At 54.7% G+C, this 22,494-nt stretch carries 17 protein-coding genes and 2 pseudogenes; 3 read left to right on the top strand and 16 right to left on the bottom strand.

All coding sequences use genetic code 11. The features are described from left to right. Positions 1 to 115 precede the first annotated feature (115 nt). The 13 genes and pseudogenes from GZ1_RS05295 to GZ1_RS05355 all read right to left on the bottom strand — a co-directional run bounded on the left by GZ1_RS05295 (position 116) and on the right by GZ1_RS05355 (position 16,423). The gene (locus GZ1_RS05295) at positions 116 to 1,090 is read right to left on the bottom strand and encodes a quinone oxidoreductase family protein (RefSeq protein ID WP_060788046.1); all 975 of its coding nucleotides are present in this window, start codon (positions 1,088 to 1,090) and stop codon (positions 116 to 118) included. Beyond that, entirely contained in the window at positions 1,087 to 1,869 is a 783-nt protein-coding gene (locus GZ1_RS05300; protein WP_015374324.1) for a 2-phosphosulfolactate phosphatase, read from the bottom strand. Before GZ1_RS05300 ends, GZ1_RS05295 begins: the two co-directional genes overlap by 4 nt. Positions 1,870 to 1,878: 9 nt before the next feature. Continuing rightward, entirely contained in the window at positions 1,879 to 2,937 is a 1,059-nt protein-coding gene (locus GZ1_RS05305) for a phosphotransferase family protein (protein ID WP_011230532.1), read from the bottom strand. Between the two features lie 98 nt (positions 2,938 to 3,035). Beyond that, positions 3,036 to 3,620 carry a TetR/AcrR family transcriptional regulator gene (locus tag GZ1_RS05310; protein ID WP_020756249.1) on the bottom strand — a complete coding sequence of 195 codons (585 nt, stop codon included), beginning with the start codon at positions 3,618 to 3,620 and terminating at the stop codon, positions 3,036 to 3,038. 93 nt (positions 3,621 to 3,713) lie between these two features. Continuing rightward, complete coding sequence (locus tag GZ1_RS05315; RefSeq protein WP_020756250.1) at positions 3,714 to 5,333, bottom strand: long-chain-fatty-acid--CoA ligase; 1,620 nt, start codon at positions 5,331 to 5,333, stop codon at positions 3,714 to 3,716. 21 nt (positions 5,334 to 5,354) lie between these two features. After that, positions 5,355 to 6,137, bottom strand: a complete 783-nt coding sequence (locus tag GZ1_RS05320; RefSeq protein WP_015374321.1) for an SDR family oxidoreductase — start codon at positions 6,135 to 6,137, stop codon at positions 5,355 to 5,357. Positions 6,138 to 6,157: 20 nt separating this feature from the next. Then, positions 6,158 to 7,369, bottom strand: coding sequence for an acyl-CoA dehydrogenase (locus tag GZ1_RS05325; protein WP_015374320.1), 1,212 nt, complete (start codon positions 7,367 to 7,369; stop codon positions 6,158 to 6,160). A 136-nt stretch (positions 7,370 to 7,505) separates the two neighbouring features. Next, positions 7,506 to 8,411, bottom strand: a pseudogene (locus GZ1_RS05330) (NAD(P)-dependent oxidoreductase); the annotation flags it as partial. Positions 8,412 to 8,470: 59 nt separating this feature from the next. Further along, entirely contained in the window at positions 8,471 to 9,256 is a 786-nt protein-coding gene (locus GZ1_RS05335) for an SDR family oxidoreductase (RefSeq protein WP_060788047.1), read from the bottom strand. Positions 9,257 to 9,357: 101 nt separating this feature from the next. Continuing rightward, positions 9,358 to 9,576 carry a hypothetical protein gene (locus GZ1_RS05340; protein WP_060788048.1) on the bottom strand — a complete coding sequence of 73 codons (219 nt, stop codon included), beginning with the start codon at positions 9,574 to 9,576 and terminating at the stop codon, positions 9,358 to 9,360. Between the two features lie 115 nt (positions 9,577 to 9,691). After that, positions 9,692 to 10,960, bottom strand: a complete 1,269-nt coding sequence (odhB, locus tag GZ1_RS05345) for a 2-oxoglutarate dehydrogenase complex dihydrolipoyllysine-residue succinyltransferase (protein WP_015374316.1) — start codon at positions 10,958 to 10,960, stop codon at positions 9,692 to 9,694. Between the two features lie 31 nt (positions 10,961 to 10,991). After that, positions 10,992 to 13,844: a 2-oxoglutarate dehydrogenase E1 component gene (locus GZ1_RS05350; protein ID WP_033005498.1), complete on the bottom strand. Its 2,853-nt coding sequence runs from the start codon at positions 13,842 to 13,844 to the stop codon at positions 10,992 to 10,994. 602 nt (positions 13,845 to 14,446) lie between these two features. After that, positions 14,447 to 16,423: a methyl-accepting chemotaxis protein gene (locus GZ1_RS05355; protein WP_060788049.1), complete on the bottom strand. Its 1,977-nt coding sequence runs from the start codon at positions 16,421 to 16,423 to the stop codon at positions 14,447 to 14,449. 145 nt (positions 16,424 to 16,568) lie between these two features. Here GZ1_RS05355 and GZ1_RS05360 point away from each other — a divergent pair, with 145 nt between their 5' ends. The 3 genes from GZ1_RS05360 to yyaC all read left to right on the top strand — a co-directional run bounded on the left by GZ1_RS05360 (position 16,569) and on the right by yyaC (position 18,155). Then, positions 16,569 to 16,769, top strand: coding sequence for a YbxH family protein (locus GZ1_RS05360; protein WP_014195319.1), 201 nt, complete (start codon positions 16,569 to 16,571; stop codon positions 16,767 to 16,769). Between the two features lie 73 nt (positions 16,770 to 16,842). After that, complete coding sequence (locus GZ1_RS05365; RefSeq protein WP_060788050.1) at positions 16,843 to 17,523, top strand: GNAT family N-acetyltransferase; 681 nt, start codon at positions 16,843 to 16,845, stop codon at positions 17,521 to 17,523. A gap of 80 nt (positions 17,524 to 17,603) precedes the next feature. Next, positions 17,604 to 18,155 (top strand): spore protease YyaC, encoded by a 552-nt coding sequence (gene yyaC / locus GZ1_RS05370; RefSeq protein WP_020754921.1) that lies wholly within the window; start codon positions 17,604 to 17,606, stop codon positions 18,153 to 18,155. A gap of 48 nt (positions 18,156 to 18,203) precedes the next feature. On the opposite strand, the pseudogene ptsP reads toward yyaC, so the two are convergent. From ptsP to ptsG, 3 genes and pseudogenes are all read right to left on the bottom strand, one after another. Further along, a pseudogene (gene ptsP / locus GZ1_RS05375) lies at positions 18,204 to 19,940 on the bottom strand (phosphoenolpyruvate--protein phosphotransferase). Next, on the bottom strand, positions 19,940 to 20,206 hold the full coding sequence (locus GZ1_RS05380; RefSeq protein WP_011230496.1) for a phosphocarrier protein HPr: 267 nt from the start codon (positions 20,204 to 20,206) through the stop codon (positions 19,940 to 19,942). The pseudogene ptsP and the gene GZ1_RS05380 overlap by 1 nt, the downstream one beginning before the upstream one ends. Positions 20,207 to 20,312: 106 nt before the next feature. Beyond that, on the bottom strand, positions 20,313 to 22,337 hold the full coding sequence (gene ptsG, locus GZ1_RS05385; protein WP_060788051.1) for a glucose-specific PTS transporter subunit IIBC: 2,025 nt from the start codon (positions 22,335 to 22,337) through the stop codon (positions 20,313 to 20,315). Positions 22,338 to 22,494 lie beyond the last annotated feature (157 nt).

Below are 22,494 nucleotides of genomic sequence, written 5' to 3' on the forward strand. Positions count from 1 at the left end.
GGATCGGGACACCCTCTTTCGTCTCTATATATACGCACTGACCGATTCTTACGCACTATATTTTGTGTCTGCCCTGAAGGCAGACAGCCTTTTGAGTCAGCCCCCTCTTCTTTACTTATGGCACAAGCAATAGCTTGCCATGCGTTTTCCGCCCCTGCAGCAGCCGATGCACTTCAGAAGCCTGCTCAAGCGGGTAGACGCCGCCGATCATCAGCTTTAGGCTTCCTTCCTGCACCCACGCGAGCAATTCCCGCAAACTTTGTTCGTACAACGCCCGCTTTTTCATGATTTGCGGCAAGAAAAAGCCGATCACCGACCAGTTTTTCGCCATCAGCCGGACTGGATTGAGACGCGTCATTTCCCCGCTCGCCGCCCCATATACGACCAGGCGGCCGAACGGAGCGAGGCAATCGAGCGTCTGATGAAAGACATCGCCGCCCGCCATTTCCAAAGCGACATCGACGCCGCGCCCACCGGTCGCCTCCATCACGGCCGCCGCCCAGCTGTCTTTTGTATAATCAATGGTGACATCAGCGCCAAGCTGTTTGGCGAGCGCTCGTTTTTCCTCCGTGCTTGCCGTGGCGATGACCATTTTGGCGCCGAACCGTTTCGCCAATTGGACGGCAATCGTCCCAACGCCGCCGGCTGCGGCATGAACGAGCACCGTCTCTCCTTCTTCCAAGCGGCCCATCGTTTTGAGAATATGGTAGGCGCTTAGCCCTTGCACCGGCAAGGCCGCCGCCTGCCGGGCATCCATTCCATCCGGAAGCGGCACGACCGCCCGTTCATCGACGGCGACAAACTCAGCGTAGCCGCCGGATTCGATCAACGCGACGACGCGTTGCCCCGGGAGGACCGTTTGCACCTCCGGACCAACTTCACGGACAACGCCCGCCACTTCCGTCCCAGGTATGAACGGAAGCGGCGTCGGCACAACATAGCGGCCTTCCCGTCGGGCTGTATCCGCATAGTTGACGCCGATCGCTTCAGCTTCAATCACGACTTGCCGCCCCGTGGGTTTCGGACGTTCGCCTTCGCAAACACGCAAGACATCCGGTCCACCGTATTCAACGAATTGGACAAATTTCATGGCGATATCCCCTCTTTCGTTACTTTTGTCGACGCCATATCGCGCAGTTCCGGGCCGAACGGCCCCAGCTCAAGTTTTGGAACGGCAGAAAGCGACCCATGCCGGTTGATGTAGTCGATTTCTTTTTCCAAGCCGTACGCCGTCATCCAACGGCCGACGCGCGAGGCAGACAACACTTCTTTCGCCTTTCCTTCATCCGAATATTGCCGGTAAAAGAGCCATGCGGCCGTCGCGCTGTCGGACAGCTCCGCCGCGTTGATCCCTTGCTCGATCAAGCAGTGCACAAAGTAGCCGGCGCCATAAAAGTCTTCTAGGCAAAAACGGCCCGACGAGCCGGAACAAATCACAATGATCGTCTCTTCCTGATGTAAACGGCAAATATGCTCGCCGACCGCCGGGCTGTTCAGTAAGCTCGCCGCGTACACCGCACGGGCTGGCTGAGCTCTGCGAATCGCCACCGTGCCATTGGTCGTCGATAGCACGACTGTTTTCCCTGGACAAACCGTTTGCAAAAATAGCGGCGCCGGCGGATGAAAACCGGCGATCGTCCGCCCTTCGTATTCGCCGACGAGCTCATAGCTGCCCTCTGGCAAGCGAAGCGCGATCTCCTTGGCCTCCTCGGCATCGCGCACCGGGATCACCGAACGAGCGCCGGCAGCGAGAACTGCTGTAATCGACGAGGTGGCAAGCAAAACATCGAACACGACAGCCACCTTTCGATCAGCAAGCGCCATCTCATCAATGTCTTCTTTGCGCAGCACGACATGCACTTTTGTCATCACGCCGCCTCACCGTCCTGTCGCCAGCTGCCATGCATGCTCAATGAGCGCTTCGACAAACTGGCCAAAATGGCGAAACCGCTCATCGTTCGTCTGTCCGCGGCGGTAGCGGTAATAAATTTGCTGGCAAATGACCGCTAATTTAAAGTAGGCAAACGTTAAATAAACGTGTATATCGGACACATCACGGCCGCTTTTTTTGGCATATGCCTCAATAAACTGTTCGCGCGTATAAAAACCGGGACGGACGGTGACCGGCGCGCGGCCAAACCCACTTTTAATGAGTGGAGGATCGTCTTCCTCAATCCAATAACTCATGGCCACCGCCAAATCGGCAAGCGGATCCCCGACCGTCGACATCTCCCAATCAAACAGCCCAACCATTTTGGTGATGTCGTCTTTGGCAAACAAAGCGTTATTCAGCTTAAAATCGTAATGGATTACGGTTGCTTCGCGCTGCGGTGGGATGTGGGAAGCGAGCCACTTCATCAGCGCCTCGGCTTCCGGAATATCATCCGTCTTGGCCCGCTCATAGCGCTGGATCCATCCGTGCACTTGCCGTTCCATAAATCCATCCGGCTTTACCATCTGAACGAGGCGTGTGTTCGTATAATCAATTTGATGGATACGGACAAGCGTCTCGACCATCGTCTCGGAAATGCCGCGGCAAACCTCCTCCGTCGGAGTGATGCCATCGGGAAAATCACTGTCAATCACGACGCCATGCCGCCGCTCCATGACGAAAAACGGACTGCCGATCACCGATTCGTCTTCACAAAAATAGAATGGTTTCGGCGCCAACGGGAACAGCGGATGGATTTCAGAAAGCCACGTGCTCTCCCGCTTCATATCGTGCGCTTTCGGCGGCACCGGGCCAAACGGCGGCCGGCGCAGCACCGCCTCCCACTCCCCACAGCGGAGCAAATACGTCAAATTCGACCGGCCGGCGGAAAATTGCTGGATCTCGAGCTCCCCATCCGGCATGTCCGGCAGCACCGTTCGCAAAAACTTGGCCAGCTTCCCTGCCGGCAGTTCTTCCCCCTTGCGCACTGGAATAATCGCTGTCATCTCCCTCTCCCCCTTGGTCAACAATTCAAGCGCGCCATTGCCGCCGCACGAACAGCATCCATCGACACACCTCGGATCAAACTTGTTTGTCTCTCTTTTCACTCGGCTTTCGAGACAGACGGCGCGCTCATGCCATCAAGCAGGATCTCCACCATCTGCTTCGCCACCTCGGCATCGGTCAGCTCGCCGTCCGGACGAAACCATTGGTAGCTCCAATTGGCCGCCCCAAGAACGGTAAGCGTGGCGATCGATGGTGACAAATCGCAGCGCAGTTCACCGCTTTTCATTCCTTCCTCAATCAACGACTGCAGCCGATAGCGGAACAAATCGCGCTTTTCTTTTACTTTCTGTAAATGCTCTTCATTCAAATGCTTCATTTCACGAAAAAAAATACGCGCTTCCCGTCCCTGCCGTTCGACATTATGGATGAGCATGAAGACGATGTCATACAGTCGTTCCCGCACCGAGCGCTGTGTATCGCTTATAATCCGCTCCTCTTCGTCCAGCAGCCATTCAATGTAGCGAAGGTGAATATCCATCAACAGTTCTTCTTTGCTTGTAAAATAGTAATAAAACGTCCCTTTTGTCACCCCGAGGGCGTCAACGATGTCTTGGATCGATGTTTCGCTGAAGCCGTTTTGTTCAAACAGCTCAATGCTGGCAGCCATAATTTTCTCCTTCACGTTTTTACACCTCTTGCCTAAAATGTAGTCGCTGCCAGCTATTGTACCATAAAACAGCCAAGCCTGCTTCGGACTTGGCCGAAAGCCGCGCCGTTATTGCGAGCGGGATGCTTCTTCACGCAAGGCGCGGCGCAAAATTTTCCCGACGTTCGTCTTCGGCAGTTCGGCACGGAACTCGACAATGCGCGGCACTTTGTACGCCGCTAAGTTTTTTCGGCAATGGGCAAGAATGTCTTCTTCGCTTGCCTGTTGTCCGTCTTTTAACACAATGATCGCCTTCACCGTTTCACCGCGATACGGATCAGGCACGCCAACCGCCGCCGCCTCTTTCACCGCTGGATGTTCGTACAACACTTCTTCGATTTCACGCGGATAAATGTTATAGCCGCCGGCGATGATCAGATCTTTTTTCCGGTCGACAATCGTCACATACCCTTCCTCGTCAATCGAAGCCAAATCGCCAGTGTACAGCCATCCGTCACGCAGCGCCACGGCCGTTTCTTCCGGCATGTTCCAATAGCCTTTCATCACTTGCGGTCCACGGATAATCAGCTCGCCGACTTCTCCTGGCGGCAACTCTTGCGTGCCAGTCGCCACATCGACGACTTTGTACTCAGTCAGCGGCATGCCGATGCCGACCGTGCCCGGCTTGCGCGCCGCAAACGGCGGATTGCAATGCGTCACCGGCGAGGCTTCAGACAAGCCGTATCCTTCAAGGACAACCGCTCCCGTTTTCGCCTCGAAGTCGCGCATCAATTCAAGCGGCATCGGTGCGCTGCCGCTGTTGCACGTTTTGATGCTGCTGATGCCGTACTGCTCGACACCCGGCGTATTGGTAATCGCGACATACATCGTCGGCACGCCTGGAAACACGGTTGGTTGCTTGTCGCGAATTGTCTCCAACACTTCTTTCAGCTCAAAGCGCGGCAGCAAAATGTTTTCCGCTCCTTGGTAAATGGCCAAGTTCATTCCCGACGTCATCGCGAACACGTGGAACAACGGGATGACGGTTAAATATCGCTCTTTCCCGAACTCAAATGTCCCTTTGAAAAATTCGGCGCATTGCAAGACGTTGGCGAAAATGTTGCGGTGGGTGAGCATCGCTCCTTTGGAGCGCCCCGTCGTCCCTCCCGTATATTGCAATACAGCAACGTCGTGCATCGGCTCGATCGGCACCGGGCGCACCACTCCGCTTCCTGCGGCAAGAAATTCGTCAAACGTGACATCTCCTTCAGCCAGCGCAACGGACGACGGCGCCCCAAGGCTGACGGTGACCGCCTGCTTGACGGCTGTCTCCCCTCTGACGGCGGCAAGGCGCGGATAAAGCGGTTCATAAATGACGATCGTCTCGGCGCCGGAGTCTTTGAGCAAATAGGCAAGTTCGCGCTCAACAAGCATCGGGTTCACTTGTGTGACGATCGCGCCCGCCTGCAAAATGCCATAGTAAGCGATGACATATTGCGGGCAGTTCGGCAGCATGATTGCGACGCGGTCGCCTTTTTGCACGCCGCGCGCCTGCAGGCTTGAGGTGAAACGGTTGACCGCCGCCTCAAGCTCGGCATAGGTGATCGTCTTGTCGTAAAATGTCAGCGCCGGCTGGGAGCCGAATTCCGCCGCTCGTTCATGCAGTACATCGCATACCGTTTTGTCGGGAATATCCATATAGAACGAAATGTGTTCCGGATAAAGAGACAACGCCCGTTTTTCGCCCATTTGCGTTTCCCCCTTTTTTAATTAAATGCCGGTCGCATGGCTGCCGCCGTCAACGACGAGGAGCGCGCCCGTGACAAAGGCGGACGCCGGGGAAGCGAGAAACAAGACGGCCCCTTTCAAGTCATCTTCGCCGCCAAAGCGGCCGAGCGGCGTATGCTCGAGCACTTTTTTCCCAACGCGTTCAAGAACGACTTTTGACATTTTCGTCGGGAAAAAGCCCGGAGCCACCGCGTTGACGCGAATGCCGTGCTTCCCCCATTTGGCTGCTAGGTCCCTCGTAAACGTAATGACCGCCCCTTTGCTCGTGTTGTAGCCGATCGTATTTAAAATGTCCGGGTGCGTGCCGCCAAGGCCGGCGACGGAAGCGATGTTGATGATGGCGCCGCCCGTTTGCTTCTCAATCATCACCTTGCCGGCCGCCTGGCTCATGAGAAACGTGCCGGTTACATTGACGTTCATCACCTTTTGCCATGCTTCAAGCGGCATCTCTTCGACCGGCGCTCCCCACGTCGCTCCGCTGTTGTTCACCAAAATATCGATGCCGCCAAACTCCTTCACCGTCGTTTCGACGACATGTTGGACATCATCCGGGTTCGTCACATCACACTTTAGCGCCAATGAACGGACGCCCAGCTGTTCCAACTTTTCTTTCACTTGCTCGCACGCCTCCACTTTGCGCGAGCAGACGACAACGTTCGCCCCCGCTTCGGCGAGGCCGACGGCGATTTGCTCGCCGAGCCCGCGCCCGCCGCCGGTGACGATGGCGGTTTTTCCTTCGATTTTAAACAAGTCCAACACATGCATAAACGCCACTTCCTCTCCCTTTATTGTTCATATGGACGCAACTCAAGCTTGGCTACTTGCTCTTTATGCACCTCATCCGGCCCGTCGGCCAACCGAAGCGTGCGCGAGTTCGCCCACATGGCGGCAAGCGGAAAATCGTTGCTCACCCCAGCGGCGCCGAACGCCTGGATGGCGCGGTCGATGACCTTCAAAGCGACATTGGGCGCCACCACTTTAATCATCGCAATTTCTTTGCGCGCCGCTTTGTTGCCGACCGTATCCATCATGTACGCTGCCTTCATTGTCAACAGGCGCGCCTGCTCGATCTCAATGCGCGACTGAGCGATCCAATCGCGAATGACGCCATGGTCCGCAAGCCGCTTGCCGAACGCGACCCGCGACTGCACGCGCCGGCACATAAGCTCAAGCGCCCGCTCCGCCGCTCCAATCAAGCGCATGCAATGATGGATTCGCCCCGGTCCAAGCCGCCCTTGGGCGATGGCAAATCCTTTCCCTTCTCCCCAAATGATGTTCTCTTTCGGCACTCGCACGTTGTCATACGTAATCTCCGCATGCCCGTGCGGCGCATGGTCAAAACCGAACACCGGCAGCATCCGTTCGATTTTCACCCCCGGCGTATCAAGCGGAACGATGATCATCGACTGCTGCTCATGCTTCGGGGCATCCGGATTCGTTTTCCCCATCACAATGGCGACTTTGCAGCGCGGGTCGCCGGCGCCGGACGACCACCATTTCCGCCCGTTGATGACGTATTCGTCCCCGTCGCGGACGATGGAAGCGCGAATGTTCGTCGCATCGCTTGACGCGACGTCCGGTTCGGTCATCGAAAAGCAGGAGCGGATTTCTCCGTTCAAGAGCGGGATGAGCCATTTCCGCTTTTGTTCTTCTGTTCCATAGCGGACGAGTACTTCCATGTTGCCGGTATCCGGCGCATTGCAGTTGAACACTTCCGGAGCGATGAGCGAACGGCCCATAATTTCGCAAAGCGGCGCGTATTCGACGTTCGTTAAGCCGGCTCCGTATTCGCTGTCCGGCAAAAACAAGTTCCAGAGCCCTTCTTTTTTCGCTTTTTCCTTCAGCTCTTCGATGATGGGCGGCACCCCTGACCATCTTGACTCTTGGGCGTTCAGCTGCTCCTCATACACCCTTTCGTTCGGATAAATGTACTCTTCCATGAAAGCGCTTAATTTTTTGATCAACTCTTGGACTTTCGGCGAATAGGAAAAGTCCATGTCATCCCCTCCCTGTATACTAACCGGTTAGTATGTGCCCTTTATTTCTACTATACCTCGACCAAAAGAAATATTCAATATTTTTTGATAAATATATCTCACATTCAAAAAAAGAGAGGACGAATCCGCCCCCATGTCACTGTCTGATATAGCGTTTGTACAATGCTTGCGTGCCGCTGTTTTCCTCACCGGCTTGCGCCAGCTCCTCATACATTTGTTTGGCGAGCGCCAGCCCTGGCAGCGGCAAGTTCATCCGCTCGGCTTCCTCAAGCGCAATTTTCATATCTTTAATGAAATGCTTGATGTAAAACCCCGGAGCAAAATCGCCTGACAACATGCGCGGCGCCAAGTTGCTCAGCGACCAGCTGCCCGCCGCCCCTTTGGCGATGCTTTCCAACACTTTGAATGGATCAAGACCAGCCCGCTTCGCATACGCCATGGCCTCGCAAACGCCGATCATATTGGTGGCGATGGCAATTTGGTTGCACATTTTCGTATGCTGGCCGGCTCCAGCTCCTCCTTGCCGCACGATGTTCGTGCCAAGCCGCTCGAGAATCGGCTTGCACGCCAAAAAGACGTCCTCATCACCGCCGACCATAATCGTCAACGTTCCTTCGCGCGCACCGATGTCACCGCCGGACACCGGGGCGTCCAACGCGTGAATCCCTTTTTGCTTGGCTGCTTCATAAATGGACTTTGCAAGCGTCGGCGTTGACGTCGTCATATCGATGACATACGTTCCCGGCCGCGCATTCTCCAAAATGCCGCCTTCGCCGAAATACACTTGCTCGACATCGTGAGGATAGCCGACCATCGTGATGACGACATCCGCCTCCCGCGCCAAATCAGCGACCGTTTCCTTCCAAACCGCCCCTTCCTGAAGCAAGTCTTCCGCCTTTTCTTTTGTGCGTGTATAGACGAGAAGCGGATAGCCCGCCTTCAGCAAATGGCGCGCCATGCTTTTTCCCATGACGCCAAGGCCGATAAACCCGATCGTTTTCAACGCTGTCCTCTCCCTTCTTGTCCGTTTGGCCGCAAGCGCCCAGCGATCTGCCCACCACCTGCGCTTCGCTTAGCAGCGGAGGCTTCTTTCGAAAATCGTTAAATCGCTTTGACCATGCCGCCGTCGACGATCAACGCTTGTCCGGTGACGTACGAGTTCGCTTCGGACAATAGAAAGACGACGACGTTCGCAAATTCTTCCGGCGTCCCGTAGCGGCCGAGCGGAATGGCGCTTTTCATGCGCGCTTCCATTTCCTCTTTTGTAATGCCAAGCTTTTCGGCGTTCACCTTATCTAAAAAGGCGACGCGTTCTGTCGCAATCCGCCCGGGAGCGACGGTGTTGATCAAAATGTTGTCCCGCGCGAATTCCGTCGCCAACGTTTTCGTCAGCCCGACAATCCCGGTGCGAAACGTGTTCGACAAAATCAAGCCCGGAATCGGTTCTTTGATCGATGACGAAGCGATGTTGACAATTTTGCCGCCGTTTTTCTTTAAATATGGCAGCGCTTCACGAATCAGCCGAATGTAGCTCAATAAATTGAGCTCAAACGCATATTGCCAGTCTTCGTCGCTCACCGTTTCAAACGTTCCCGCCGGAGGGCCGCCGGCGTTGTTGACGAGCAAATCGATCGTCCCAAACGTTTCGACCGTTTTGGCGACCAGCTGGCGGATGTCGTCGGCGTTGGTGACATCTGTGCGCGTATAAGCGACGCGTCCCTTATGTAAACTGTTCAATTCTTCCGCCACTTCGTGCAACTTTTCTTCGTTTCGGCTCGTGATCATCACGTTTGCTCCTTCAAGCACAAGCGCCCGGGCGATCGCCTTGCCAAGCCCTTGGCTCGAGGCAGCGACAAGCGCCGTTTTTCCCGCCAATCCAAGTTCCATCGTCATCCCTCCAACAAAAGAATGGTGTTACGTAACCATATTCGCGCTCATTCGTCATTTTCCTTCTTTCGATCAGCGAAAAAAGTGATCCGCTGGGCGGATCACCTCTCTTCGAAAAGCGACTGAAACCGTTTCATCCCTTCCTCGACGTCAAGGCGATCAACGTGAAACGAATTCGGATTGGCAGCCTTCATCGGATCAGCATCAGTCCGCACCCCAATCGCCTCGGCGCCGTCGGCGGTCGGATCGTTAATGACGCTTTCGCGGGCGCCGTCGCGGTAAAACATGTGCGGGTGATCGTTTCGTCCACGCTCTGGCATCAAATTCCCCCCTTTTTTCCGGTAGTGTTCCGTAAGACATGGAAAATCATTCACCGATCAAGGAAAGGCGGGGAAAAAGAAAGAGCCCGCGCATCGCAGGCTCCCCTTTTCCTTTTCAGCTTTCAAGCAGCAAATCTTCCGGATTTTCGATCAAGTCTTTCACCGTTTTCAAGAACCCGACGGCCTCTTTGCCATCGATAATGCGATGGTCGTACGACAAAGCAACGTACATCATCGGCCGGTTTTCGATCCGCTCTTCGTCGATGGCGACCGGGCGCAGTTTGATCGAATGCATCCCTAAAATGCCGACTTGCGGGCCGTTGAGAAGCGGAGTCGACAGAAGCGAGCCGAAGACGCCGCCGTTTGTGATCGTAAACGTGCCGCCTTGCAAATCGGCAAGCGACAACTTATTGCTGCGTGCTTTCGCCGCCAATTCGGCAATGTCGCGCTCAATTTCGGCGAAGTTTTTCCGGTCGCAGTCGCGCACAACCGGAACGACAAGCCCTTCATCCGTCGATACGGCAACGCCGATATCGTAATATTTTTTCAGCAAAATCTCATCGCCTTGGATCTCCGCGTTGACGTACGGATATTTTTTCAGCGCCGCGACAGCCGCTTTGACGAAAAACGACATAAAGCCAAGGCGGACGTCATGCTCTTCGAAAAATTTATCTTTTTTCCGCTTGCGCAAATCGATGACCGCCGACATGTCAATTTCGTTAAATGTCGTCAACATCGCGGTCGTTTGCGTCACTTCCAACAGCCGTTTGGCGATCGTTTGCCGACGGCGCGACATTTTTTCGCGGATGACCGGCTTGCCGGCCTCAGCGGTTGGAACGGCGGCCGGCGTCGACGTCGGCGCGGCTTGCGGCGCCGGCTGCGGAGCGGCGGCCGGCTGGGCGGCAAACGAGGCGACGTCTTGTTTGCGCACGCGTCCAAGCGGATCAACGGTCGGCACTTGCGTCAAGTCGATCCCTTTTTCACGCGCCATTTTCCGAGCAGCCGGCGAAGCAATCGGTCGTTGGCCTGGCGCTTGGGCAACCGCAACCGGCTGCGGCGCTGGCTGCTCAGCACGGTCGACCGGCACAGCCGGTTTTGGTTCCTCGGCCAGCTGCGGCGCCTTCTCTGGTGCAGGCGGTGCCGACGCCGCTCCTTCTCCGATAATGGCGATCGCTTGACCGACCGCAACCGTATCGCCTTCATTGGCAAGCAGCTGTTGCAAAACGCCCGACTCTTCCGCCATAATTTCCACGTTCACTTTATCCGTTTCCAGCTCGCAAATCGATTCTCCTTTTTCCACGTAGTCGCCCGGTTTTTTCAGCCATTGGGCGATCGTTCCCTCCGTGATGGATTCTGCTAACTCTGGGACTTTGATCTCAGCCACGTTGATGCCCTCCTCAAATGTTCCGTAGTCATCATTCATGCTTCGTCAATGCACAGCGGATGATGCGCTCCTGCTCTTTTCGGTGGACGACCGGATCGCCTTCCGCCGGGCTCGCCCGCCGGCGCCGCCCGATATAGCTGACATCGACACCTTCTGGGGCAACGGCACGCAGGTGCGGCTCCATATACGTCCACGCGCCCATGTTTTTCGGTTCTTCCTGCACCCAGACGAGCTCTTTGACGTTCGGATAGCGGGCGATGATGTCTCTCACTGCTTCTTCCGGGAATGGGTACAGCTCTTCAATGCGCACGACGTGTAGCCAATCGAGCCCTTCGGTTTTGCCGATCTGTTCGGCTAAATCGATCATCAATTTGCCGGTGCCAAACACGATGCGTTCCACTTTGCCAGCGTCAGCGCCCAATCCCGGCTGTTCCAGCACCGGCGAGAACGCACCGTCAACGAACGCTTCCGCATCCGATTCCGCCAGCGGATGGCGGAGCAAACTTTTCGGCGTCATAATGATGAGCGGGCGAACTTCTTCCCTTGTCAACAGCGCCGCCTGCCGCCGCAAAATATGGAAATATTGCGCGGCCGTCGATAAGTTGGCGACCGTCCAGTTGTTTTCCGCCGCCAGCTGCAAAAAGCGCTCGACGCGGCCGCTTGAATGTTCCGGGCCCTGCCCTTCGTAGCCGTGCGGCAAGAGCATGACAAGCCCAGATTTTTGCCCCCATTTCGCCCGGCCGGATGAAATGAATTGATCAAACATCACTTGCGCCATGTTGGCGAAGTCGCCAAATTGCGCTTCCCACAGCACGAGCGTCTCCGGCGCGTACACGTTGTAGCCGTATTCATAGCCGAGCACGGCTGCTTCCGTCAGCGGGCTGTTGTACACGACAAATGACGCTTTGGCGCCGCTGATATGGTGAAGCGGCACATACTCTTTGCCGGTTTTCACGTCATGCAGCACTAAATGGCGCTGTGCGAACGTGCCGCGCTGCGAATCTTGACCAGTCAGACGGATCGGCACCCCGTCTTGCAAAATCGTGGCGAACGCCAAAATTTCCGCGTGCGCCCAATCGACTTTGCCGTTTTGCGCAAACACGCCGCTTCGCCGTTTTAAAATGCGCTCAAGCTTGTTAAAGACGTTGAATCCGTCCGGAAACTGCAACAATTCTTCGTTCACACGATGGAGCACGTCTTTCGCCACGCTTGTTTTCACTTCCGGTAGCCGATCGACGACCGGTTTGGGCGGATCCATGATGAAATCAAGCTCGTCTTCGTTTTTCGGCACCCGCTCGTAGGCGATTTTCAGCCGTTCCGCCACCTCTTGCTCCATTTCGTCGACTTCCCGCTCGGTGATGATCCCTTTTTCCATCAATTTTTGCGCATACAGCTTGCGCACAGTCGGATGTTGGTTGATGATCGCGTACATCGTCGGGTTCGTCGCCATCGGCTCATCCATTTCATTATGACCGAAGCGGCGGTAACCGATTAGGTCAATGACAAAGTCTTTTTTAAACCGCTGGCGGTAGGCAAACGCCAAGCATGCGGCCGCCAAACAAGCCTCCGGGTCGTCGGCATTGACGTGCACAATCGGCACCTCAAACCCTTTCGCCATATCGGAAGCATACGTCGTCGAGCGTGAATCGTAACTCTCCGTCGTAAAGCCGATCATGTTATTGGCGATGATATGGATCGTCCCGCCGGTCGTATAGCCGCGCAGCTGGCTTAAGTTGAGCGTTTCCGCGACGATCCCTTGTCCCGGGAACGCGGCATCGCCGTGAATCAAGATGGCAAACGACGCATCCATATTTTGCACCGGCACTCCTGGTTTTGTCCGATCTTCTTGCGCGGCGCGCGTGTAGCCAAGCACAACCGGATTGACCACTTCGAGATGGCTTGGGTTGTTAGCGAGCGTAATCCGCATCGTATGCGCGCTTTTATTGCGAAGGCGGCGCGCCGCTCCTAAGTGGTATTTGACATCGCCCGTCCACCCGTACGTGATCGCCACTGACCCTTCAGACGGAATGAAATTTTTGCTTTCCGCATGCTGAAACTCGGCGAAAATCATTTCGTACGGCTTGCCGAGCACGTGAGCCAGCACGTTCAACCGGCCGCGGTGCGCCATGCCGATGTTGACGGCGTCGATTTCATGTTCGATCGCCTGCCTGACAAGCTCATCCAAAAGCGGCACCATGGCGTCAAGCCCCTCAATCGAAAACCGCTTTTGCCCGACGTACGTCCGATGGATGAATTTTTCAAACCCTTCGACTTCCGTCAAGCGGCGCAACAAGGCGACCCGCTCTTTGTTCGCCAGGCTCGGATAGTACGCTCCGGACTCAATTTGCTGGATGAGCCAGTTCCTTTCTTCTAGATTATGTACTTGCGAGAATTCAAACGCGATTTTATCGGTATAAACTTTGCGCAAGTGCAAGATGGCATCCCAGCCGTTTTGAACATGGGCCGGAGCATGCGGGCAAAGGAACGCAACTGGAATGCGCTTTAAGTCCTCTTCCGTCAAATCGTACTCGTCAAGCTCGAGACGGCGCAGCTTTTTCTCTTCTTTGACGAGCGGATTCGTGTCGGCAGCCAGATGGCCATAATGGCGAATGCTGTCCGCCAGCTTGACAGCGGCGACAAGCTTGCTGAAGGCGTTCGGCGTTTCCGGCAGCCGGAACGTTTGATGCGTTTTGGCTGTTTCGTCATCCGCAGGAGAAACCGGTTCTTCCAAGACCGGCGCCCCCCACTGTTCGAATAATCGTTTCAGTTCCGGGTCGACACTGTCCGGGTCATCGAGATACTGTTCATACATGTCGATGACATAGCCGAGGTTCGGCCCGTAAAACTGGCTCCACGGTTGAGCGTAGTTCGTCTGTTTTGCCATCGTGAAAAAACCTCCACCTTGTTTTCGCATCGTTTGGGCTGGCAACAGCTATGCATAAAAGTCCTCATTGCGCTGCCAGCATCCCCAAACGTACAGCAAAATAACGGTATAAACGTTTTCACTATTTATTTTAGCACTATCGCTCACTAAAATCGACGAAGAAGCTGAAAAAATTTCACTTATTATCATTGTATGAATAGAAAAAAGATCGTGACTGCACGGCGGCGGGACATTCATGATTTTAAGCAAACGCCGACCGACATTCATCTCCCGCTTATTTTTGGACTGCACCCTGTACAAAGCGAAAGTGAAAGTCTCCTATTCGAAAATGATTGAACGCTCTCTTGCCTGCGCAAACGTTTAGCGGTGGGAGATTCTTTGGAACAACCGCTCCACGACAGGCTTGCCAGCCAAGCCATCCTCGTGTGTCCCACGGTTCCGTTGTCTTACGAAGACAGCAAGCGAAATCCTTCTTTATTTTGGGCGGCGTTAGGGAACATCCTTGATGCTTCATCCCCCACTTACGCACGCGGAAATGGGAGCCTTCTCGGCTGGAGATGATAAAAAAGGCGCCCCGTTGCCGCTAGGACGCCTTCCATTTTTTATGAAATCTTAAACTTCTCAACCAGTTGTTTCAACTGCCGGCTCATTTCGCTTAACGCCTCCGCCGATTCGGTCACCGTCGAAAGCGCCTGCAACTGATCATCAGCCGAAGCAGCCACTTCTTCCGCCGCTGCCGCTGCTTGTTGGGCGATGGCGGCGATGTTTTGCATCGCCCCGACGACATCGTCTTTGCTCGCGTTCATCCGCTTTGCTTCCTCCATAATCCCAGCGAGCGCTGTTGCCACTTGCTCCATCATGCCAGTGATTTTGACAAATGAATCGCCGGTCGTGTGCACCGCTTCCCGCTGTTCGTCGTACGCCTGCTTGGAGCGGCGGACCGCCTCCATCACCAGCCCGGCTTGCTGCTGGATGGCGGCGATCGTCGCGCGGATCATCTCCGTCGCTTTCGCCGATTGTTCCGCCAGCTTCCGCACTTCGTCCGCGACAACGGCGAACCCTTTGCCGTGCTCGCCGGCGCGCGCCGCCTCAATGCTGGCGTTTAACGCGAGCAAGTTCGTCTGCCCGGAAATGGCGGTAATCGTTTGAATGACATCGTCAATTTCTTTCATTTTTTTCACAAGGTCGTTAATGACGTTTTCTACTGACTCCAGCTCATGTTTCGCTTCCTCCGATTTTTTCTGCAAAATGTTTAAATGCTCCAAGCCGTCGTAGCTCGCGGTTTTCGTTTCATCGGACAGCGACTCCATGCCAGCCGTCGCATTCGTGACCGCTTCGATTTGCTGCGACAGCGTCGTCGTCCGCTCATTGATCGTATCAAGGCTTCCTGCTTGATCGGTTGTTCCTTTGGCAATTTCGCCGATCGCTTTCGCCACTTGTTCGCTTGTCGCCATCGTTTCTTCCGAGACAGCGCTCAAATGGTCGGCCGAAACGGCCAATTCATTGACCGAGCGGTTCACCTCGCTGATCAGCATCCGCATATGGTCGATCATGTCATTGAAGTGGCGGGCGAGGCGGCCGATCTCATCTTTGGCAGTGATGCGTGCGTGCACCGTCAAGTCGCCGCCCGCTGCCTTTTCGACTTGCTCTTGCAGCGCCACAATCGGCCTTGTGATCGAGCGCGCCAAGAAATAAACGACGACCAAAGCGATGATGAACGCAATCACCGTAATGACAAGCATCGTCATCCCAAGTGAGCGGCTCATCGCGGATAAATCGCTTTCTCTATAGACAGCGCCGACTTTCCAGCCGAGCTCTGGAATCGTAGTGAAGTAAATCACCCGCCGTTCGCCGTCTTGCTCATATTCGTGCATTCCTTTTTCATGCTCGAGCATATAGCGGACCGTCGCGTTTTTCGCCATGTTTTTCCCCTTGTATTGTGGGTGGACGACCGCCGTCCCCTTCGCGTCAAACAGCACCGGATAGCCGTGATAGCCGACGTCTCTCGCATTGACGATTCTTGTCACCGCATCGAGCGTCATATCGATGCCGATGACCGCAGCAATGCGGCCGTTTTCGCTCACCGCTTTGGCCAACGTCACAACGTGCTTGCCGGTAATCGCATCGACGTACGGTTCGGTCCACACCACTTCATCCGGCCGCTTCATCGCCGCTTTATACCACGGGCGGCTCGTCGGATCGTATCCGTCCGGGAGCTCTGTCATCGGCGATATATACATTTTCTTCTGCTCCGTGCCAATATAGATGAATTGCACATTCTCATGCAGGCGCAAAAACGTGCGGAACTGTTTCTCAAGCTGCAGCCACATTTTTTCATCTTGAACCATTTGCAAAGCCAACGGCGATTCACTGAATTGCACTAAGCTATTCTCCTCACTTTGAAAACTGTCGCGAATATCGCCGAGCAGTCCGTCAAGCGCCGTCTGCGCCCGCTGTTTCACGTCAGCATCCACCATCTTCCGCATTTGCACAACCCCAACGAGTTGTGTTGCTGCCAATGAAATCACTAACAATAAAGCCATCAAGACGATCAATTTGCTGCGCAATGTCCGGAACACTCTCTATTTCTCCCCTCTGTTTCCTCTTTTTGTCGAACCACGTCCATTATAAAAGGACAATCGTCCTGCGTCTATAGGATGAGCTTCTTATTCATACATAGAGAGCCGCGCCTGTGGGACATTAAACGTAGGCAGGTGAACCACAATGGGCGCGATTGAACATGAGGGCTATATATTTGAGATCGAATACAGCGTCTTGCTGCAAAAAGGGGCGCTGCACGTTTATCGCGACGGTGAATTGATTGAGGAAATTGAGTTTGCATTTTGCGGCGAAAAGCCCGATGAACAGCAAATCGAAGCGCTTGTGAGCGAGTATGTCGAGCAAAAAACCTCCGGCCGCTGTTAGTTGTCGGAGGCTTTTCTTGCCATTTTTTCGCGTTTTCTGTTATGATGAAGGTAAAAAAGCAAGGGGGATCGGCATGTACGATAAACGTTTATACGTCTTTGACGGCAACACCCCGCGCGAAGCGGTCATCCGCAACTATACGACAGACGACTTTGCTGATCTCATCCGCGTGCAGCAAGAAAGTTTTCCGCCCCCGTTTCCATCGGAGTTGTGGTGGAACGAGGAACAATTAACCAACCATGTCACCTTGTTTCCCGAAGGAGCGCTTTGCGTCGAAGTCGAAGGGCGCATCGTCGGATCGATGACCGGCTTGATCGTTGATTTTGATCCAGCCCATGCCGATCATACATGGGAAGAGATCACCGACGGCGGCTACATCCGCAACCACCGCCCGGATGGCAACACGCTGTATGTCGTCGACATTTGCGTCTCGCCGCCATACCGGAAGCTCGGCCTCGGCAAGTGGCTCATGCAGTCGATGTATGAAGTCGTCGTCCATCTCGGCCTTGACCGGCTGCTCGGCGGCGGGCGGATGCCTGGCTACCATCGACATGCGGCTGAACTATCGCCGGAAGCCTACATCGACAAAGTCGTTGCTGGCGAGCTGAACGATCCGGTCATTACATTTTTGCTCCGTTGCGGGCGAACGCCGCTTGCGATTGTCCGTAATTATTTAGAAGACGAAGAATCGCTCAACCATGCCGTGTTAATGGAATGGCGCAATCCGTTCAAGCAAAAACAAGGACACAATTGACAGAAACGAAAAAAAGGAATCACCCGCATCGGCCGCGAACTAAGAAAAGGAGAACGACCGACGGAAAGGAATCGCGGCCGATGAAATCGATTTTGTATAGTGATCCGCTTGCTCCTTTGCTTATTCGCAATGAATTGTTTTCCCTGCTGCCAGCGCACATTTCCCGTTTGACCGTCGTTTGCATCGGCAGCAACCGCATCAACGGCGACAGCTTAGGGCCGTTCGTCGGCACGCTGCTGGAAAACGCTTATCCGGATCATTTGACCGTCATCGGTACACTTAGGAAGCCTGTCGATGCAACGAACATCCATCGTGTTTCCGAGCGGCTGCAACACGAGCGCGGAGCGTATGTGGTGGCAATCGACAGCATTGTCGGGCCGCAGCCGTTTGTCCATACGATCGCCATCCGCCCTGGCGCCCTTTCCCCTGGCACGGCGCTCGGCAAATCGCTGCCACCGGTCGGAGACATCAGCGTCATGGGAGTCATGATGGAGGACACGGCCGATGTAAGCGCGCTTCCGTATACGAATTTGCACATAGTTTACCAAATGGCGAAAGTTATCGCTATCGGCCTTTCGCTTACGGTCCGGCAGCGGTATGGCTATGAATCGTCGACGCCGCTGTTGGCATAACGCAAAACGAAAAAAGCGCGGCGAACGTAAACGTCGCCGCGCTTTCATTCAGGCAAGTGAAAATGTTCGTTTGACAAACGACACGACTTCCTCAGCCGTGCCGAGCGACAACACCGTTTCTTTGATGCGAGCCGCCTCTTCTTTCGACAATTGTTTCAACTGAGCGCGCGCCGGCAAAATCGAGGTGGCGCTCATGCTGAACTCATCAAGGCCAAGGGCAAGCAAAATCGGAATCGCGATCGGGTCGCCGGCCATTTCTCCGCACATCCCGACCCATTTTCCTTCGCGATGGGCGGCATCGATCACGTGGCTGATGAGCCGCAAAATCGCCGGGTTGTACGGCTGGTACAAATACGCAACCCGCTCATTCATCCGATCGGCCGCCATCGTATATTGGATCAGGTCGTTCGTTCCAATGCTGAAGAAATCGACTTCTTTCGCAAACTGGTCCGCCATGACGGCAGCTGCCGGGATTTCCACCATCATGCCGACTTCAATTCCATCCGCAACGGCAACCCCTTGGCGGAGGAGCGCCTCTTTTTCTTCAAGCAAAATGGCTTTCGCTTGGCGGAATTCATCGAGCGTCGCAATCATCGGGAACATGATTTTCAAATTGCCGTACACACTCGCCCGCAACAAGGCGCGCAGCTGCGTCCGAAACATGTCTTGCATCTCAAGGCAAAGGCGGATCGCCCGGAACCCTAAGAACGGATTCATTTCTTTCGGCAGCTGCAAATACGGCAGCTCTTTGTCGCCGCCAATGTCAAGCGTCCGCACAACGACCGGCTTGCCATTCATTTGTTCCAGCACCGTTTTGTAAGCCACAAACTGTTCGTCTTCCGTCGGCAGTTCCGAGCGTCCCATGTATAGAAATTCTGTGCGATACAATCCGATTCCTTCCGCTCCGTTCGCCAACGCTCCTTTCACATCGTCTGGCGTGCCGATGTTGGCAGCCAGCTCGACATGAATGCCGTCAGCCGTCACGGTCGCCTCGTGAACGAGTTTCGCCCATTCTGCCTTTTGCGCCTCATAGCGGGCCCGTTTTTGTTCATATTGGGCGAGCAACTCCGGCGATGGATTGATGATTACTTGGCCGTCGAGCCCATCGACAATGACGATGTCGCCGTTTTTTACTTCCGCCGTCACCGTCTTCGTGCCGACGACGGCAGGGATTTCGAGCGAACGGGCCATAATTGCTGAATGCGACGTCCGCCCGCCGATGTCGGTGGCAAATCCTTTCACATATTGGCGGTTCAGCTGCGCCGTATCGGATGGCGTCAAGTCTTCCGCGATGATCACGACTTCCTCAGAAATGAGGCTCGGGTTCGAGATTGTGACGCCAAGCAGATGGGCGAGGACGCGCTTTGTCACATCGCGGATGTCAGCGGCCCGTTCTTTCATATATTCATTGTCCATCGCCTCGAACATCGAGATGAAAAACGAGGCGGTTTCATCGAGAGCGTACTCGGCATTGACGCGCTCCGTTTAGATTTTTTCTTTAATCGGGTTCAACAATTCTGGGTCGTCAAGCACAAGCAAGTGGGCGGCAAAAATGGCCGCTTTATCTTCGCCAAGCTTTTCCAAGGCATGCTGCTTGATGGCTTCCAGCTCTTCTTTCGCTTTCGCCACCGCCGCCTCAAGCCGCGCTACTTCCGCTTCAACATCGGCAACAGCCCGTTTTTCGGCTGCCAAATCAGGGGTTTCTAAGCGGTATGCCTTCGCGATGGCAATACCGCTCGATGCAGCAATCCCATGGATCGTTTTTTCACGGATTGCGTTTCCCATTATTCTGCAAGACCTTCTTTCGCCAACGTATCCGTTAACGCCGCCATTGCTTCCGCCGCATCGGCCCCTTCTGCCGTGATTTTGATCGTTGCCCCTTTCGGAATGCCTAACGACATGACGCCCATGATCGATTTCAAGTTCACCGTTTTGCCGTTGTACTCAAGCTGGATTTCGCTGTTGAATTTGCTCGCCGTTTGCACCAAAATCGTCGCCGGACGAGCGTGGATGCCGGAATCAGAAACGACTTTAAACGTTTTTTCTGCCATGTTCATCATTCCCCTTTTCTTCAATTTTTTCTTTGCCATCATATCAAATGCAGGGGCGGGAAGGCAACGGAAAATGCTTGTCCCCGCCCCGCGGCGAATAAGCAGCTTAGCGGATCGTCACAACAGCGTCTTCTCCTCGAGCAACTGAGCCTTGCTTGTTGACGTGAACCGTTTCGCCGGCTTGGAGATTCGTGAAAATCACCGGTGTGACGATCGATGGGGCGTTCTGTTTGACATAATCAAGGTCGACGCGCAAAATCGGCTGTCCTTTTTTCACTTCGTCGCCTTCCTTCACAAGCGCTTCAAACCCTTGGCCGTTCAGCTTCACCGTATCGATGCCGACGTGGATCAAAATTTCATGCCCGCCGGCCGACTGAATGCCAATGGCGTGCTTCGTCGGAAAGACGTTGATGATCTTCCCATCAACCGGAGAGACGACCGTGCCGTCCGTCGGCATGACTGCGAACCCATCGCCCATCATTTTTTGCGAAAACACTTGGTCCGGCACTTCAGCGAGCGGAACGATTTCTCCGGACATCGGCGAAGCGATCGTTTCGGACTCCGCGGCTTCCGAAGCCGCTGTTTTCGGCTTTTCTTCTTCCGCCGCACGGGCCGGCGCTTTTCCTTGCATGATGTCTTGAATTTGCCCTTTTAACATATCCGATTTCGGACCGAAAATCGCTTGCACGTTGTTGCCGACTTCCAGCACCCCGGCAGCGCCAAGCGCCTTCAGGCGGTCTTTATCGACTTGGCCAATGTCATGGACCGACACGCGCAAACGTGTAATGCAGGCGTCCAAATGTTCGATGTTTTCCTTTCCGCCAAGAGCAGCGAGCACTTCATACGGCAGGTCGCCAGCAGCGGCCGCCTCGGCTTTCGGTGCTTCCTCGACCGTTTTTTCCCGGCCCGGCGTCGCCAAATCCCATTTGCGGATCGCAAAGCGGAACCCGAAATAATAAATCACGGCAAACACCAAGCCGACCGGAATGACGAGCCACCATGCCGTCCGGTTTGGCAGAACGCCAAACAGCAAGAAGTCAATGACCCCGCCGGAGAACGTCATCCCGATTTTGACGTTCAACAAGTGCATGATCATAAACGACAAGCCGGCAAAAACGCAGTGAATGGCAAACAGCACCGGAGCGACAAACAAGAACGAAAATTCGATCGGTTCGGTAATCCCAGTCAAAAACGATGTCAACGCAGCCGATCCCATAATGCCGGCCACAACTTTTTTGTTTTCTGGCCGCGCTTCATGGTAGATGGCAAGCGCCGCTGCCGGAAGGCCGAACATCATAAACGGAAACTTCCCGGTCATGAACGTGCCGGCCGTCAGTTCCACGCCGTCTTTCAGCTGCTCGAAAAAGATTTTTTGGTCGCCATGGACCACTTGCCCGGCTTTATTGACGTATTCGCCAAATTCAAACCAAAACGGTGCATAGAAAATATGATGCAAGCCAAACGGAATCAACGCCCGTTCGATGACGCCGAAAATAAAGGCGGCCAACGGTTTGTTCGCATCGATCATATTGTGCGAAAACGCATTGAGCCCGTGCTGAATCGGCGGCCAGATGAATGTCATGATAATGCCAAGCACGACCGCAGACGCCGCCGTCACGATCGGCACGAACCGCTTGCCGGCAAAAAAGCCGAGATATTGCGGCAGTTCGATATTGAAGTATTTGTTGTACATGTAGGCGGCCAAAATCCCGACGATAATCCCCCCAAAGGCGCCGGTTTGCAGCGTCGGGATGCCGAGAATGTTGGCATACGACGGGTCAGCGCCGACCATATCGGCCGTTACACCTAAGATGACGCTCATCGTCACGTTCATAATCAAGTAGCCGATGATCGCCGCCAAGCCTGCGACTCCGTCCCCGCCGGCAAGGCCGATCGCTACGCCGACCGCAAACAAGAGCGACAAGTTGGAGAAGACGATGCCGCCCGCTTGCTCCATCACGTTGGAGACGAGCACGACCCAATCGGCTTTTAATGCGGGAATTTTATCCGTGAGCGCCGGGTTTTTCAACGCATTGCCAAACGCCAGCAAAATCCCGGCCGCCGGCAAAATCGCCACCGGCAACATGAGCGCTTTCCCGACTTTTTGCAGCGTGCCAAACGCTCGCTTCATCTTCATAACCTCCTTTAGGTTCCTTTTCTTAAGTTTTGCAGCAAACAGCCGATTCATGTATCGAAAATGGAGCGGACGCTTCCGAGGGGCATCGGCGCAATAAAAAAGGCATGACTAAAGAGAGGCAAAAAGAACGCTTACAACAGCGCGCATACAT

Source organism: Geobacillus zalihae NBRC 101842 (assembly GCF_001544135.1).
Taxonomy (GTDB): domain Bacteria; phylum Bacillota; class Bacilli; order Bacillales; family Anoxybacillaceae; genus Geobacillus; species Geobacillus zalihae.

Coding starts and splice junctions, on each gene's coding strand:
- GZ1_RS05295 (WP_060788046.1), bottom strand. CDS start 1,090: ATGAAATTTGTCCAATTCGTTGAATACGGTGGACCGGATGTCTTGCGT.
- GZ1_RS05300 (WP_015374324.1), bottom strand. CDS start 1,869: ATGACAAAAGTGCATGTCGTGCTGCGCAAAGAAGACATTGATGAGATG.
- GZ1_RS05305 (WP_011230532.1), bottom strand. CDS start 2,937: ATGACAGCGATTATTCCAGTGCGCAAGGGGGAAGAACTGCCGGCAGGG.
- GZ1_RS05315 (WP_020756250.1), bottom strand. CDS start 5,333: ATGGGCGAAAAACGGGCGTTGTCTCTTTATCCGGAACACATTTCGTTC.
- GZ1_RS05320 (WP_015374321.1), bottom strand. CDS start 6,137: ATGCATGTGTTGGACTTGTTTAAAATCGAAGGAAAAACCGCCATCGTC.
- GZ1_RS05325 (WP_015374320.1), bottom strand. CDS start 7,369: ATGGACTTTTCCTATTCGCCGAAAGTCCAAGAGTTGATCAAAAAATTA.
- GZ1_RS05335 (WP_060788047.1), bottom strand. CDS start 9,256: ATGGAACTTGGATTGGCGGGAAAAACGGCGCTTGTCGCTGCCTCGAGC.
- GZ1_RS05340 (WP_060788048.1), bottom strand. CDS start 9,576: ATGCCAGAGCGTGGACGAAACGATCACCCGCACATGTTTTACCGCGAC.
- GZ1_RS05350 (WP_033005498.1), bottom strand. CDS start 13,844: ATGGCAAAACAGACGAACTACGCTCAACCGTGGAGCCAGTTTTACGGG.
- GZ1_RS05360 (WP_014195319.1), top strand. CDS start 16,569: ATGGGCGCGATTGAACATGAGGGCTATATATTTGAGATCGAATACAGC.
- GZ1_RS05365 (WP_060788050.1), top strand. CDS start 16,843: ATGTACGATAAACGTTTATACGTCTTTGACGGCAACACCCCGCGCGAA.
- yyaC (WP_020754921.1), top strand. CDS start 17,604: ATGAAATCGATTTTGTATAGTGATCCGCTTGCTCCTTTGCTTATTCGC.
- GZ1_RS05380 (WP_011230496.1), bottom strand. CDS start 20,206: ATGGCAGAAAAAACGTTTAAAGTCGTTTCTGATTCCGGCATCCACGCT.
- ptsG (WP_060788051.1), bottom strand. CDS start 22,337: ATGAAGCGAGCGTTTGGCACGCTGCAAAAAGTCGGGAAAGCGCTCATG.